The sequence below is a fragment of the Nodularia sp. UHCC 0506 genome, assembly GCF_034931045.1.
Lineage (GTDB): Bacteria > Cyanobacteriota > Cyanobacteriia > Cyanobacteriales > Nostocaceae > Nodularia.
In genome coordinates this window covers 23,322-39,831 of the sequence record NZ_JAYGHH010000031.1, presented here as the reverse complement: position 1 = coordinate 39,831, position 16,510 = coordinate 23,322, and the positions used below count along the sequence as shown (strand labels likewise).

12 protein-coding genes are annotated in these 16,510 nt (G+C 41.6%); 6 read left to right on the top strand and 6 right to left on the bottom strand.

From position 1 onward, the window contains the following. From VB654_RS16620 to VB654_RS16595, 6 genes are all read left to right on the top strand, one after another. Positions 1–1,224, top strand: a 1,224-nt coding sequence (locus VB654_RS16620; RefSeq protein WP_323214902.1) for an S-layer homology domain-containing protein, incomplete at its 5' end; no start/stop codon positions are given. 197 nt (positions 1,225–1,421) lie between these two features. Further along, entirely contained in the window at positions 1,422–1,616 is a 195-nt protein-coding gene (locus VB654_RS16615) for an NAD(P)H dehydrogenase subunit NdhS (RefSeq protein WP_239727489.1), read from the top strand. A gap of 143 nt (positions 1,617–1,759) precedes the next feature. Continuing rightward, complete coding sequence (locus tag VB654_RS16610) at positions 1,760–2,416, top strand: HAS-barrel domain-containing protein (RefSeq protein ID WP_323214900.1); 657 nt, start codon at positions 1,760–1,762, stop codon at positions 2,414–2,416. A 148-nt stretch (positions 2,417–2,564) separates the two neighbouring features. Next, on the top strand, positions 2,565–4,739 hold the full coding sequence (locus VB654_RS16605; protein WP_323214899.1) for a cation:proton antiporter: 2,175 nt from the start codon (positions 2,565–2,567) through the stop codon (positions 4,737–4,739). 316 nt (positions 4,740–5,055) lie between these two features. Continuing rightward, positions 5,056–5,991 carry a UDP-glucuronic acid decarboxylase family protein gene (locus VB654_RS16600; RefSeq protein ID WP_323214898.1) on the top strand — a complete coding sequence of 312 codons (936 nt, stop codon included), beginning with the start codon at positions 5,056–5,058 and terminating at the stop codon, positions 5,989–5,991. A gap of 157 nt (positions 5,992–6,148) precedes the next feature. Continuing rightward, a complete protein-coding gene (locus tag VB654_RS16595; RefSeq protein WP_323214897.1) occupies positions 6,149–7,540 on the top strand; it encodes a UDP-glucose/GDP-mannose dehydrogenase family protein in 1,392 nt (463 codons plus the stop codon). A 157-nt stretch (positions 7,541–7,697) separates the two neighbouring features. On the opposite strand, the gene VB654_RS16590 is transcribed toward VB654_RS16595, so the two are convergent. The 6 genes from VB654_RS16590 to rpsB form a co-directional block, all read right to left on the bottom strand. After that, on the bottom strand, positions 7,698–8,492 hold the full coding sequence (locus tag VB654_RS16590) for a DUF2993 domain-containing protein (RefSeq protein WP_323214934.1): 795 nt from the start codon (positions 8,490–8,492) through the stop codon (positions 7,698–7,700). 195 nt (positions 8,493–8,687) lie between these two features. Continuing rightward, positions 8,688–10,295 carry a sensor histidine kinase gene (locus VB654_RS16585; RefSeq protein ID WP_323214895.1) on the bottom strand — a complete coding sequence of 536 codons (1,608 nt, stop codon included), beginning with the start codon at positions 10,293–10,295 and terminating at the stop codon, positions 8,688–8,690. A 312-nt stretch (positions 10,296–10,607) separates the two neighbouring features. After that, positions 10,608–13,079, bottom strand: a complete 2,472-nt coding sequence (gene recG, locus VB654_RS16580) for an ATP-dependent DNA helicase RecG (protein ID WP_323214893.1) — start codon at positions 13,077–13,079, stop codon at positions 10,608–10,610. A gap of 131 nt (positions 13,080–13,210) precedes the next feature. Then, positions 13,211–14,125 carry a hypothetical protein gene (locus VB654_RS16575; RefSeq protein WP_323214892.1) on the bottom strand — a complete coding sequence of 305 codons (915 nt, stop codon included), beginning with the start codon at positions 14,123–14,125 and terminating at the stop codon, positions 13,211–13,213. A 290-nt stretch (positions 14,126–14,415) separates the two neighbouring features. Continuing rightward, positions 14,416–15,360, bottom strand: coding sequence for a translation elongation factor Ts (gene tsf / locus VB654_RS16570; protein ID WP_323214891.1), 945 nt, complete (start codon positions 15,358–15,360; stop codon positions 14,416–14,418). Between the two features lie 158 nt (positions 15,361–15,518). Continuing rightward, positions 15,519–16,319, bottom strand: coding sequence for a 30S ribosomal protein S2 (gene rpsB / locus VB654_RS16565; RefSeq protein ID WP_323214889.1), 801 nt, complete (start codon positions 16,317–16,319; stop codon positions 15,519–15,521). Between the last annotated feature and the right edge of the window lie 191 nt (positions 16,320–16,510).

The following is a 16,510-nucleotide window of genomic DNA, read 5'->3' as shown; positions in this document are numbered from 1 at the left end:
CTTGGCTACAGCGAATTTGAATGTTTGCAAGAACACACCGTAGTTAACCTGATTCTACCAGAAAACCCTACCCAAACTCAAGTAGTCCGCACTGTTTATGGTGTTGAGTCTCAGGAGACTGGCATGATGAACACAAGTGCTACAACTTACGATTACTTTACTCAAGTTAATAATCAACGTGTTAGCTTCCTGAATAGTTCTAGAACGATAAACACTAGTCAGTTCCAAGTAGAAGGTTTATCACAAGTTGCTGCAACTAGCATTGTTCCAGCTTCTTTCCGCACAGGTGAATTCGCCTTACTCAGTCAGTCATTTAGCGCTTTTGGTTCCACCTTACCCCCAGTTTTAAAAGCTACCCCAGGTCAGTTGGTACAACTAATTGCAGTCAGTGATGACAGTAGTTCTATCTACGATGTCAGCCAAATGATGATGAATTATCGGGAAATAGGTGTATCTAGCACTATTCGGACTAAGTTTACTGATGTTGCTACCAACCATTGGGCGAAAAATTTCATTGGTGAGTTAACGGCCATAGAAGTTCTCCAAGGTTTTCCTGATGGTAGTTTCCGTCCGGACGAACAGGTAACTCGCGCCCAATTTGCAGCAATGCTAAGTCAAGCTTTCCAAATGACAAGAGTTCGTAATCCCATTAATTTCAACGATGTTTCCAACAGCTATTGGGCTTACAGTGCTATCCGTGAAGCTTATGCAACTGGCTTTTTAGGAAATTTCGGCAGTACATTTAACCCTACTCAAAGCCTCTCTCGTCTAGAGATTTTGCTGGCATTAGCACGAGGACTAAACTATACTTCTAGTAGTTCTACAGAAGCAATCTTAGCAACTTACACCGATGCTGCTAGTATTAGTACTGATGTTCGTAGTGCGATCGCCTCACTTACAGAACAGGGTGTAATCGTCAATTATCCCAATGTCCAAACCCTAAATCCTGATAAAGTAGCAACAAGAGCCGAAGTCAGTGCTTTGATCTATAGAGCATTAGTCAGCACTGGTGAAGTAGCAGATATATCTTCTAACTATGCTGTGAATCAAGTACAGCAGCAAATTGTCGGTGAAGAAGCCTTCAATGTCCCCAGAGGTAACACCCAACCGCGCCAAAATTGTAATCAAGGCATTGGCAATGGCTCTGAAGGTTGCGATCCAGGTAAATCTAGTCCCCGTGGTGGCAGCAACGATGAAGGCGGACGCACGCCTGGTGGAAGATAAGACCAGCGAAGAAGCAGAAACAACCGCATCCTGGCTTTATCCATAGTTCTCTCGAAGAGGCAAGGGAGTAAACAACTCTACACTTCTGCACCCTGCCCCTCTGCCTCTTCATTAACAGGCTTAGGAACTATACACTCTTGACCAGAGACTAGTAATAAGTATTAAGCTATTAAAGTAAACCAGCGAGGGTAAACATCATGATTCTGCCTGGATCAACAGTTCGCGTCAAGAATCCCGCAGACACCTATTACCGCTACGAAGGACTTGTACAACGTATCAGTGATGGCAAGGTAGCTGTACTATTTGAAGGTGGCAACTGGGACAAATTAATTACCTTTCGCCTATCAGAATTAGAAGCTGTTGAACTGACAGCCGGCAGAAAAGGAAAGTAAATTAATAGTTATTAGTCATTAGTCATTAGTCATTAGTTAAAAACTGGTGACTAATTACTCAGCACTTTCTTCTCTCAGCACTCAGCACTCAGCACTCAGCACTCAGCACTCAGCACTCAGCACTTTCTTCACTCAGCACTTTCATGCGCCTACCTTTACCACAGTTTGCCACAGGCGATCGCCACCCCAATCACATTGCGGAGGTGATCGAAACGACTTCTACCGAATTTGTCTCACAGTGTTTGGAACCAGAAGACTTAAGTTTTCCTCCCATGCCTGCTTTCGGTAGTTGGGTTTGTGCTGCGGATGAAGAGTCAGGCAATCAAATTTATGCTGTGCTATATCATGCTACCACCATGCCCATAGATTCGGTACATCGGGCTGTGGCGCTGGGGTTGTCATTGCAAGATTTACGCGAGGAACAACCCCAAATTTTTGCCATGCTCAAAACTGAATTTCGGGCGGTCATTGTGGGGTTTGAAAATTCGTCCCGGACTCTAGGCGATAACCAAGGGATATATCAGTATCTACCACCCCGTCCTCCGCAAATTCATCAAGCTGTTTATCGCTGTGAACCAGAAGCCATAATTAAATTCACTGAGGAAGTAGATTTTTTGCGGATATTGCTTTCTGTAACTGGTGCGCCAGTAGAGGCATTAACAGCAGCTGCTATCCGTCATATTTACCAGTTACGCAAAGCTGATCGACAATGGCTGATCAAGGCAGGACGGACTCTGAGCGTTTTGTTAAAAGACGATTATGATCGCTTAAGGTTTATTTTAAGTCAAATCCATCCCTAGGTAGTTCATTCTGAGACAATTACTTAGGTATTGTAAGTAAAGATTATTAAGTTCTAGTCAGGGTGACTTTTACATTCATGAATGATTTTGTAGTCGATTTTTTTCTGGGTAATCACAATTTTACCGTCGCCCCTTAAAGTCCAATATAATGCAACTCATACCACAAGTTCTGCTCACCGAACCAATTTCTCAAGTTCTCGGTGACGAACCAATTGTGACCTTTGCTGTTTTGCTGGCGGTCATCTTAATTATTCCCATCCTGTTTGAACGGCTGAGACTACCAAGTTTAATCGGCTTAGTATTTTCTGGCATAGTAATAGGGCCTTCAGGCTGGAATCTCTTTCACACAGAATTACCGATAATTAGCCTGTTATCAGACATAGGCTTATTCTACTTGATGTTTGTCGCAGGTTTAGAAGTAGAAATCAAGCATTTCCACCGTTATCAAAAAAGAGCCTGGGGATTCGGTATCCTCAGCTTTAGTTTCCCTCTAGTCATGGGAACCTTAGTCGGGCAGTTTTTTCATTTGGAATGGAATGCTTCTATTTTAATTGGCTCTTTGTTGTCTTCCTATACCCTGTTGGCATATCCCATAATCAGTCATTTGGGGGTGCTAACTAATGAAGCTGTGACTATCACAATGGGAGCTACCATTTTTACTAATCTTAGCGCTGTGCTGGTATTAGCTGTTTGTGTAGCTACTAGTGATACTGGCCCATTTAGCTTGGCTCAATTAGTTCCCCTGTTGATTTGGTTGACTGTTTACACCATGATCATTTTAGTGGGATTTGATAGGGCTGGCAAAGAATTTTTCCGCCGATTTGGAGACGATGAGGGCAATAAGTTTCTGTTTGTGTTGTTTACCGTATTTCTGGCTGCGGTAGGCGCGCAATTAATTGGGGTAGAAAGAGTTGTGGGAGCATTTTTGGCAGGTTTGGCAGTCAATGAAACTATGGGTGAAGGGCCAGTTAAAGAAAAGGTGGTATGGATTGGCACTGTCCTATTTATTCCCATTTTCTTGGTTAATTTTGGTTCAATGATTAATCTGTCTAATTTGATGAGCAGCATTGACACCCTGCGATTATCCCTTTTGCTTTTAGTTGGGTTAATTACCAGCAAATTCATAGCAGCTTTATTCACAAAACTGCTTTATCGCTACAACTGGGCAGAAATGCTGAGTATGTGGTCGCTATCATTACCTCAAATGGGTACGACTTTAGTAGCAACTTTAGTGGGCTATCGGGCTGGGTTACTGCCAGAAACAGTATTAAACAGTGTCGTGATTTTAATGCTCGTCACTTCAATTTTAGGGCTAGGGATTACCAGTCAAACAGCCGTTGCTTTGGTTTCTACAGTCGTTCCAAAAACACCTGTACCAAGTTTATTTGAGCAGAAGCCAGAAGAAAAACACAGCCCTTTCAAGATAGTTGTACCTGTCTATAATCCTCACACTCAGCAGTATTTGCTGGAAATGGCGGCATTATTAGCAAGTCAAGCCAAAGGAAAAATTGTGCCGTTAGCGATCGCCACTGCTGCGGCTCAGATGGATGCACCACAGTTAGAAACTTCTCTGCGTCGCAGTGAACGGTTACTGGCAAAAGCCACTGCCCAAAGTCGATTATTGGGAGTAGAAGCAGAACCTTTACTCAGAATTGATCATGATTTTGCTCTAGGTATTAGTAGAGCAGCTCGAGAACAACAGGCGAATTTAATTATCATGGGTTGGGGTAAACGTACTGGGTTAAGAGCGCGTTTATTTGGTAACGTAATTGATAGTGTACTGTGGACATCTCATTGTCCAGTGGCGGTGACACGTCTGATGGACTCACCCAAAAAAATACAACGCATCTTAGTACCCTTAGAAAATTTAACAACATCATCATTACAACCTGTCCAATTTGCCCAGATGCTGGCTGAGGCTAATCAAGCCCAAGTAACTGTACTTCATGTGTGCTTGAGTGAAGCTCGACGTTGCCATAAACATGGCCGCACTAGTTCTCCGCCTCCAGCACTGCGCGAAGTGCAATCACACCTGGCTCTGTTAATGTCTGACTTAGCTGTACCTCATCCCCCAGAAATTCAAATCATCACTCATGAAAATGCTGCCCAGGCAATTTTACAGGCAGCAAGATTGTATGATTTAGTAGTGTTGCCTTTTATACCAAATGTTCCAAATCCTGGTGGGTTAGCCGTTAGCGATGTCACCACTCAGTTAGCTGGGCAACTTACTTGCTCCATGATTATGCTCGGAGAACCACAACAAACTCAAACGAAAATTTTACTCCCAGAAGTTTCCCACTTCACAGGCTTTTGCCGCAACTGAATGGAAATAAGTGTTTACCAAAACCCTTGTAGAGACGTTTATCCCAACGTCTCTATTTTGTAGCAGATGAAACTTTATGTGAATAAAGATTTGATGAATTATTCCACGAAACCAGACAATCTTCAAAGAATGTTTGGTAACTTGCTAAATGAATTGTCTAAAAATTGAGTTTGAACTGCACAAAATTACCTATATACTGCATTAAAATGTTTCTTTACCATTAGCCCTGTTTGTTCTAGATTTTTGTAACCAAACTGGGTACTCTAACAATAAGTTAGAAAAAAGCTAGAAATACTTATAAGATAACTCGGAAATTATGAGAATTTTAATTACAGGCGGTGCTGGGTTTATTGGTTCCCATCTCATTGATAGATTAATACCCGCAGGACATGAGGTAATTTGCTTAGACAACTTTTACACAGGTCATAAACGCAACATCTTCAAATGGATGAATAATCCAAATTTTGAACTGATTCGCCATGACATCACAGAACCAATCCGCTTAGAAGTGGATCAAATTTATCATCTAGCCTGTCCAGCTTCTCCTGTACATTACCAGTACAACCCAGTTAAAACCGTTAAAACTAACGTGATGGGGACAATGAATATGTTGGGACTAGCTAAACGCGTTAAGGCTAAGTTCTTTTTGGCCTCAACCAGCGAAGTTTATGGTGATCCTGAAGTTCATCCCCAACCAGAAGAGTATCGGGGTAGCGTTAATCCTATCGGTATCCGTTCATGTTACGACGAAGGCAAACGCATTGCAGAAACTTTGGCTTTTGATTACTACAGACAAAATAAAGTCGAAATTAGGGTGGCGCGGATTTTTAACACCTACGGACCGAGAATGTTAGAAAACGATGGTCGGGTAGTGAGCAACTTCATAGTTCAAGCCTTACAGGGAAATCCTTTAACTGTATATGGGGATGGTTCACAAACTCGGAGTTTCTGTTACGTTTCTGACTTAGTAGATGGGTTTATTCGCCTGATGAATGGCGACTATGTTGGCCCCGTGAATTTGGGTAATCCTGGGGAATACACGATTCTAGAATTGGCACAAGCTGTACAAAATATGGTGAACCCGGATGCTCAAATCAAGTTTGAGCCACTACCTTCTGACGATCCGCGTCGTCGTCAACCGGATATTACCAAAGCTAAAACCTTGTTAAATTGGGAACCTACTATTCCGCTACAAGAAGGCTTAAAACTCACAGTAGACGATTTCCGCAAGCGGATGGAAAGCGATACCTAGTATTTAGAGAGCAACGCTCAACGCCGCTTTAAATCTTTGTGCAGGCTCATCCTATCAGTAGCCTGTACCTAAGTTACTGGTTTATCCAGTAGATGCAAGTGTCATGTTTGACAATTTTTTCAAGACTAACCCTAAAGAAAGCGAGGAGTTAAACGAAATGCGTGTTTGCGTAATTGGGACTGGATATGTTGGTTTAGTAACAGGTGCTTGTTTGGCTCATATCGGGCATGATGTCATTTGCGTAGATAATAATGAAGAAAAAGTTAAGTTAATGAAATCTGGACAGTCCCCAATTTTTGAGCCGGGACTTTCAGAAATTATGCAGTCTGCCATTAAAACAGAAAAAATCCACTTTACTACAGATATAGCTGCCGGAGTTGCCCACGGGGAAGTTTTATTTATTGCTGTGGGAACACCACCTTTACCGACTGGCGAAAGTGATACTCGTTATGTGGAAGCTGTAGCTCGTGGGATTGGCGAAAATCTTAACGGTGGTTATAAGGTAATTGTGAATAAATCTACAGTCCCCATTGGTTCTGGCGACTGGGTACGCATGATTGTTTTAGATGGGATTGCAGAACGTCAAAAAACACTAGTCCCCGCAGGTGGAGTACCCAGTGAGGAAAAATCACCTGAAGATTTAGCCCAATTTGATGTAGTCAGCAATCCAGAGTTTCTGCGTGAAGGTTCGGCGGTGTATGACACCTTTAACCCTGATCGAATCGTTTTAGGGGGGAATAGTCCTAGAGCGATCGCTTTAATGAAAGAACTGTATACGCCCATTGTCGAACGTCAGTATGCGGCTGATCAAACTTTACCACCAGTGCCTGTATTATCTACAGACCTGAGTTCAGCAGAGATGATCAAATATGCTGCTAATGCCTTTTTAGCCACCAAAATCAGCTTTATTAACGAAGTTGCGAATATTTGCGATCGCGTCGGTGCTGACGTTACCCAAGTAGCAAAAGGCATTGGTTTAGATTCCCGCATTGGTAACAAGTTTTTAAATGCTGGGATTGGTTGGGGTGGTTCCTGCTTCCCGAAAGATGTCTCTGCACTGATTCACACTGCTGATGACTATGGCTATGAAGCTCAGATTATGAAAGCTGCTGTCAGTGTCAACGAACGCCAACGGCTGATTGCTTTAGAAAAACTTCAGCAAGTTCTCAAGATTCTTAAAGGTAAAACTGTGGGACTTCTCGGTTTAACCTTCAAACCAGATACCGATGATATGCGGGATGCGCCAGCACTCAACTTGATTGAGCAATTAAACCGACTAGGAGCTAAAGTCAAAGCTTACGACCCCATTGTTTCTCAAACAGGTTTACGTCATGGTCTAACTGGCGTGTTAGTGGAAACCGATGCAGAAAGGCTGGCTGATGGTTGCGACGCTTTGGTATTAGTCACCGAATGGCAGCAGTTTAGCAGTCTAGACTATACTAAAATGGCAAAATTAATGACCCATCCCGTGATGATCGATGGTCGGAACTTCCTCGACCCTGAAGCTATGGTTCGCGCTGGTTTCCAATATGTCGGTGTGGGAAGATAATAGTTATCAATTAACAGTTAACAGTTGACAGTTAGGAGTCAAAAGAAATAATTGGTTCTCAGTCCCTCACTATATCCAGTTATCAATTAAGAGACATAACTGTTAACTGTTGGCTGTATAAATCTCCCACCTGACACCTTGTTCACTGATAACTGATTTAAGCGTTACTAGGAATACGTTCTATTTCCGCATAACCATTAAAAATTAAATTTTTACCTTCAGTTTCTAAACGATTCAACCGCAATTTCACACCATCAAGGTCAAAGCGATCCAAATCAACCATATTATCTAAAATTTCCGCCAGTGCCATACTCAATGTTTGGGAAATTTCCCTTTGTGCTTCTGGTATTGAGTCAAGCTCAATTTGTGGTTTTTTAAAAGAAATCCGCCGCCGCCGTTCCACAGCCACACTCATCACCATGCTTAGTGGTATGAGTTCGCCATTATTTAAATCAGCTTTAGCTAAAATCCGCAGATGGTTTTCTGCTAAAAGTTCTACTTGAATATCGGTAAAGGAAACCGGTTGACCCCCAGAGATTGCTGTCAAGGAAGGGAGGGTGAGGTTAACCAGGTGCTGTGTCACCAGTTTGGCATTGAAGGCTTGGTTAATGCCCGCTTCTGATAAGATGACGTTAGCGATCGCTTGGGTAGGCTGCTTGAGGTTGAGCTTACCACTCAGAACCGCCCCGAAGTCAATAGCGACCGCATCGGTTTCAAAGGACATTTCCTCAACCAAAAAATCTTTACGAATCACCAAGCCAGTGCCGCTCATTTTAAAGCTATCAATGCTGCCTTGTAACAGTTTGCTGGAGGGATAGCAGCGCACAAATACTTCTACTGACTTGCTTTGGGTAAACAAGTGGCGAATCGTTTGGCTGGCGACTGTGTTTAGCATTCGCTCTCCCCAATCTGTGCCTTGAGAATCTTTGAAACCAGTAAGTCCGCCGAACATGAAGTTTTGGATCTCTAGAAGTTCTTTATACTTTTGTAACAAACTGTGAAGAATAGAGCAAGCGATCCCCACATTCATTTTGCTGGTGGTGACGTAAGCGATCGCTGATAATTAATAGTTAAGTGTATTATATATTACATTTTCTGATATATTTTAGCAAAAGTCTCAAAAATTCTGGCTTTATACTCTATTTTGCTATATATTTGCTGTATGCTTAAGAGGAATCTCAATTAAAAATTCGGTTCCCTTTCCAGATTCAGAAACACACTCGATTTTTCCCCTATGCTTCTCTACAATAATTTGGTAACTAATAGATAAACCTAAACCAGTACCTTTACCCACAGGCTTAGTAGTAAAGAACGGTTCAAACAATTTATTTTTAAATTTTTCTCTTATTCCTGTTCCATTATCTTTAATACTAATAATTACGTTCTCTGAATTTGCTAGTTGAGTATGAATAGTAATTGAACTGGAGTGTTCTTTCATATCTTGACTAGCATTAATTTCCTGTTGGCGTAAAGCATCAATAGCGTTAACAAAAATATTCATAAATACCTGATTTAATCCTCCTGCATAACATTCAACAAGAGGCAAATCTCCATATTTTTTAATAACTACAATTTCCTGTTGTTTTTTCTGACCTTTAAGGTTATCTTGCAAAATTAACAGCGTACTATCAATCCCTTCGTGTATATTAACAGGTTTCATTTCTGCTTCATCAAGACGCGAAAAGTTCCGTAAACTTAAAACAATTTCACGGATACGTTCAGTGCCAATAGTCATTGAGTTTAATATTTTTGGCAAATCTTCAATAATAAAATCTAAATCTATTTTTTCAATTAAAAGATTTATTTCTGGGTTATAATTTGCATATTCTTTCTGGCATCTATCAATCAAAAGTAATAATTTTTGAATGTATTCTTTAACGTGTATCAAGTTACCATAAATAAAATTAACAGGATTATTAATTTCATGAGCAACCCCAGCGACTAACTGACCAAGTGAAGACATTTTTTCAGTTTGAATCAGTTGGACTTGAGTTTGTTGCAAAAATTCCAGTGTTTGTTGTAATTGAATATTTTGCTGTTTTAATTTTTCCGTTCTGGCCGCAACTTGCATTTCTAACATAGAATTAGTTTCTTCTAAGGCAGCTTGAGCATTTTTTTTAGCTTTTAAGTATTCTTTCAATAAACTTAATACTAAAAGCCACGCTGGAATAAGTACTATTAAACTGATAGTCGAAACAAAAATAGCCCAAATCATTCTTTGGCGATATGCAGCAACTTTTTTTTGCAAAGCAAGTGAAATATTTCTGTTCCTTTGAGCAACACCATCAGCATAAATTTGTTTCTGAGTTTCGTATTTGCGGCTGGATAATAGTATCTGTGCGGCTTCTTTCTGATTACTATTAACTAAATCAAAAGATTTATATTCCATTGCTACTAACTGCTGATTAGCCACATCAATCTTTTGGGAATTTTCATCTTCATAACTTTCAGGAGCCAGTTTCATAGACTCTTGAATCACCAGATCAAGTTTTGGTTCAAATTGGCGATATCGTTTTTCCCACATAACATTACCTGTAGCTGCATTCATCCGGGCAGACATCGTTAATACTTCATCAAGATAAGTAATTTTATCACTGAGCTTTTGGAGTTTAAATTCCTGTTTATTTATACTATTAAAGTTGTAATATGCCTGCCAGTTGAGCCAAACTTGAGGAATAAATAATAGTAATGTCAGCAGTACTGTCACACTTACTAGCTGAGAAGGAGTAAATTTAAGCTTATAAAATAAATGCATTTTCCTCCCTTGATATATTGTATATTTGGATACAAAGCAATTTATAACCTGGTAATAAACTGTTGATCTATCGAAGCCCGAAAGCAACTGGGTTTATACAAGCTAAATACCGCGCGATACCAGCAGGGCTTTACAGAATTTTGGTTTCTACAAGCCGCATACTGGCGTTAACCATAGCAAAACGAAGTATCAGACCGAAATTATCAGCAAGGGTCTGAGGAATTTAATACTTTATGACATAGTTTAGATGTATTTGTTCAAACTTACTGGCAAGCTGACTACAAGTGTAACATTTTTGTTTCTGAGTATGAATTAAGTCAAAATCGCTCCACCCATTAACCGTTCATAGCGATATTTCAACTCAGCTTTCATCAACAACCAACGTTCCAAAGTTGCGTCCATCTCAATCACCTTCTCTGCAACTTGTCTGGCTAAGAGTAAAATTTCCTCATCATCCACCAAACTTACTAAGGTAAAATCTGCTACACCAGATTGACGAGTTCCCAGCACTTCCCCAGGTCCACGAAAGCGCATATCCATTTCCGATATAAAAAAGCCATCCTGGGATTGTTCTAATACTTTCAGCCTTTCCTGAGCATCAGTACTCTTAGAATTACTCATCAATAAACAGTAAGATTGAGCCGCACCACGACCAACACGCCCTCGTAATTGATGCAGTTGTGACAAGCCAAATCTTTCAGCATTTTCGATGAGCATTACAGTGGCATTGGGAACATCCACACCTACTTCTACAACCGTAGTAGAAACCAAAATTTGCGTTTGATTGTCGCGGAATTTGGTAATCGCGTCGTCCTTCTCTGCGGAACTCATCCGACCATGTAATAACCCCACTTGAAAGTCAGGGAAAATACTTTCTTGTAACTTCTGATGCTCCTCTACGGCTGATCGCAAATCCAATTTTTCTGATTCTTCCACTAGAGGTAAAACTATATACACTTGCCTTCCTTGGGCAATTTCTCGGCGCATTAAGTCGTAAGCTTCGGCGCGTTTTTGCCCTGTTAACATAGTGGTCTGAATTTTTTGCCTTCCTGGTGGTAACTCATCAATCTGGCTAACATTCATATCCCCGTGTATTGTTAATGCTAACGTCCGAGGAATGGGGGTGGCAGTCATAGTTAAGACGTGGGGTTGGTCGCCTTTTTGTTGTAACAACGCTCGCTGTTTCACACCAAAACGATGTTGTTCATCAATTACCACTAATCCCAATTGGTTAAAGTTAACTGTATCTTGAATTAAGGCATGAGTTCCCACTAATAAAGGTAATTCACCTGTGACTAGCTGAGAGTGAATTTCTCGCCGTTTGGCAACTTTGGTAGAACCTGTCAGTAATTCTACGGGTAAATGCAACAGGTTAAACCAACTGACTAACTTGCGATAATGCTGTTCTGCTAAGACTTCCGTGGGAGCCATTAACGCCGCTTGATAGCCAGATTGAATGGCAGCGAGGATCGCAATTACAGCCACCACAGTTTTACCCGAACCGACATCACCTTGAATGAGCCGATTCATTGGGGTGGATTTTTCTAAGTCGTTGAGAATATCGTTGAGGACTCGTTGCTGTGCGCCGGTGAGTTGAAAAGGCAGAATTTCGGAGAATTTTTCGACTAGCTGACCTTTGGGGGCAAGAATAGCACTGGTTTGGATTTGGCGGGCTTGGTGCTGACGTTGTAATAAGCCCAGTTGCAGGTAAAAGAATTCATCAAATACTAGGCGACGACGAGCAGCTTGCAGAGTCACGCTGTCATCGGGAAAATGGATGTTAGCGATCGCATCCTTCAATTCCATCAAATTATATTTTGTCCTTAACCCTTTAGGCAAAGGATCTTTGAGGTGAACCGTAGCTGGTAAAGCCGCCGTGATTGCCTGTCTCACCATAGTTGCCATTACGCCCTCAGTTAAAGCATAAATTGGCACAACTCGACCAATAGTTAAAGAATCAATAGTATCTCCTGGATGTGCTAACACCTCAAGCTCAGGATTATCCAGAGTCAAACCATATCTACTTTCTTTTACCAACCCACAAGCCGCCAAAATACTGCCCACTGGGTAACGGCGTTTTAAACTTTCTTGCCAACCACGACTAGTAAAACGCGCCCCCGCAGAAAAGCGAGTAATTTTAATTTCACCTGTATTATCTTTGAGGATTAATTCTAAAATCGATAATTTCTTATTTTTAGGGCTAGTAAAACAGTTACAACGTTTCACATTCGCAATAATTGTTACCGTTTCACCCCCTTGCAATTCCCGGATATTTACCTGACGTGCATAATCAATATGATCACGGGGATAGTAGAAAAGCAAATCGCGCACAGTATACAAATTCAGCGCCGCTAATTTATCCGCCTGACGAGGGCCGATTTCTGGCAAATCGCTGAGTTTTTGGTCAATGTTTGGGGCTAATCTCCGACTCACTTCTGCCACAATGGGCGATTTCGGCTGAGATTTTTGGCGTTGATATATCTGTTGTTGCTCTGTGCTACTTGCTTTTGGTTCTTGCTGTAGTTGGTACAGATACCTGCGAGTTTCAGCTATCAGATGCTGTCTTTCTGACGCGTCCAGATGGGGGTAGTTTGCAAATTTTGCCGCTAGTTCTTGCCAACGACTACGTTCTAATGGGGACAAATCTGTGGGGAATTTCCCAAAGGTCAGGCAGAGAAATTCACTGAAGCGGTATTGTCTACCCATCAAGTCGATAAAGCCTCTATCTGCTTCTATGGCCAAGGCTTTTTGCAATCTTACCCAATCTGGTTTGTCATTGGTCATTGGTCATTAGTCATTGGTTATTGGAATATTTCACCTACTCAACACTCCTGTACAGGCGGGTTTACTAAGGATGTCGAGGAACCACAGACTCACTGCTTAAATCCGCCCCTACCCACTCAGCACTCAGCACTCTATTCATACCAACTCGCACGCCATGCAGACTCAGCTTCAGAAACTGAACGTTCGCGCTGCTTGTTTTGATAATCTCGCCCTATCTTTTTTAGTTGAACTAAGATATGGCGAATTTGCCTGCGGTTAGATGAAAGTTTTGTGTCGGCAAATTCAATTTCTGCTAATCTGAGGTTTATCGCCATAACCTTTGTTAGTCTGGACTTTTTTGAACCTGGCTCATTTTCAATTTCCACTACCAAGTTTAAGAGGTTGGGTGGACCTGGCATCACCTCGGCAGATGCTTCTGAAACAGCCGCCGCCGCTTCTAAAATTGGTTCTGGTAATTTTCTGGATAAAATATTGGCTCTTTGTAATAAAAGATTCGCGTCATGAGAAACTTTTTTTAGCTCCTGCTGGATTAATTCTTCCAGGTTTTGTTGCCATTTTGCTAGTTCTATCGGGTTGCTGGAATCAGGGTTAAAACTTTTCAGGGTTGAACTTATTTGGGGCAAAGCCGATGATTCAGACAACATATATGTTACTACCTCATCTATATTAAATCCCCCATCGCTCTCATCTGCTTCATTGTCCTCATCTGCTTCATTGTCCTCATCTGCTTCATCGTCCTCATCTGCTTCATCGTCCTCATCTTCCTGAGTCTGGAGGTAAGAAAGTAATAACTCAGAGGTTTCTTGTCCCAAATTGCGGATAGCTTGTTGTAATTTTTGGCGCTGATTTAGGGATAACTTGAGAAAGTTTTCGGGATATCCTTGGGTGCATAGATGGTAACTTGCTAGAATTAGCTGTTTCCGCAAGGCTTGTCCCAAGGTGGTTAAATAATTGGCATAAGCATTGTGGAGTTCTGCCGCGATCGCGCGGATCGCTTCTTGCAATGCTGCAATATCCCGTTCAATTAGCTCAATTGCTCTCGCCATATCTTCTCTTATTAATTGCCCATTTAATCGTCTAGCGTGGCATCAGCCATACTTTATTATGGTACAAGCGTACCTATTATTTGATTTATCTGTGTTTATCTGTGGTTCCTAACTTCTTTCTGCCTACCACAATATTCACTCACAAATCTCAATCCAATCACCTGCCTATACCGTAGCCCTGAGTGATGTTCGGCACTCCTAATTAATAAAACACAGGCCAGTTAATTATGACTGACCTGTGATTATACAAGTGCTGAGTTACAAAGGCAACTCCTGACTTCTAACTAAAGTTATTTGCTACCCATTTGTGCAGCAACTTCTTCAGCAAAATTACTTTCTTGCTTTTCAATGCCTTCACCCAGGATATAGCGAACAAAGCGATTAACTTTGATATCTTCGCCGACTTTAGCTTTAACTTGTTTTACCAAATCTTCCACAGAAATGCTTTGATCACGAATGAAAGGCTGATCCAACAAAGTCAATTCTTTCAGGCGTTTTTCAATCCGTCCCTGAACAATCTTTTCTTTGATGTTTTGTGGTTTGTTACCCAAATCATCTCGCCCCATTTCAATTTCTGTTTCTTTCTGGGCAAATTCGGCTGGGATTTCGTCTACGCTGACATACTCAACATTGGGACAAGCTGCAACTTGCATCGCCGCATTTTTGGCCAATGTTTGAAACTCTTCATTCTGAGCGGCTGACTCAGTTTGAGCATTCAGTTCAACTAAAACACCAACTCGACCACCAGTGTGAATGTAGCTGTCTACAACACCTTGTTTGCCTTCTGGAAGTGCAAAATTGACAAAGCGACGTACCTGGATATTTTCACCTAGCTGGGCAATGGTTTGCTTGATGAACTGGTCTACAGTTACGCTGGTTTCTTCAATATAGGGTTGCGCCAACAAAGATTCAACACTATCAACAGTCGCTGCTTGCTGGGCTAGATTTTTAACTAGAGCTTTAAAAGCTTCGTTACGGGCAACAAAATCGGTTTGGCAGTTGACTTCTATTAGTACACCAATTCGACCACTGGGTTGAATATAGGTGTCTACTAGACCTTCTGCCGCAATGCGATCGCTTTTCTTACCTGCTGAAGCAATCCCCTTTTGTCGTAGCCACTCTATACCTTTTTCGATGTCGCCGTCATTTTCTTTCAGCGCTTTTTTGCAGTCCATCATGCCTGCACCAGTTTTTTGGCGTAGCTCTTGGACGAGTTTTGCAGATATTTCCGCCATGTTGCCTCAATTCCTAACTTGACCTTGAGTTGTAATCGCTCACGGGTGTTGAGTATTTCTATCTTACTCAGGGCTGGTGAAGAAAAAGCGATGAAGTATGGAGCGTGAGCTTTTTAGTCTCCATACTCAATGATTCAGCTACTTAATTATGCTTATGCTTATGCTTCTTCCTCAGATGTGGAGTCAGCACCAGACGCGTCAGCATATTCGCCTTCGTCATAGTCATCATCATACTCAGAACCGTCGTAGTCTTCGTAATCGTCTTCACCTTCGAGGGTCCCGCCACGACCTTCATAAATCGCATCTGCCAATTTGCCGACGATCAACTTAATTGATCTGATGGCATCATCGTTAGCTGGAATGGGGATATCTACTACATCTGGATCACAGTTTGTATCTAACATAGACACAATTGGCAGTCCCAGTTTTTGGCATTCTTGAACTGCGTTATATTCCCGCCGTTGGTCTACAATCACTACCACATCGGGGACTTTCCGCATATTCTTAATACCACCCAGATATTTTTGTAGCTTCGTCATCTCTCGACGCAACATCGAAGCTTCTTTTTTGGGCAGTAAATCTAGTGCGCCGCTTTCTTCCCGGCGTTCTAAATCTTTGAGACGGTCGGCTCTGGTTTTGATGGTTGCCCAGTTGGTGAGCATTCCACCCAACCAACGTTGGTTAATGTAGTGAGAGCCACAACGAGCTGCTTCTTGGGCGATAATTCCTGCGGCTTGGCGCTTAGTCCCAACGAAGAGGAATTTTTTACCTTGCTCAGACTGCGATCGCATATAGTTATACGCATTATCCATCAACTGGGCAGTCTGCACCAAATCGATAATGTGTACACCATTGCGGGAAGTATAAATGTACGGAGACATTTTTGGGTTCCAACGTCGGGTTTGATGCCCGAAATGTACCCCTGACTCCATCATTTGAGCCAATGAAACTACTGGCATATTTTTTGAACTCCTATTCGGGTTAAACCTCCACCCAGTTGTATTTCCATTACAGAAACACCCGAATTTCTGGATGTGCGAGATTAGACAACTCTTCTAGTATATCACAATAGGTTGACTATTGAAACTAAAAAAATTCTTTCCATGTATACAATTTAATATATTGTTAAGTGTTTGTAGTGTTTTTAGCT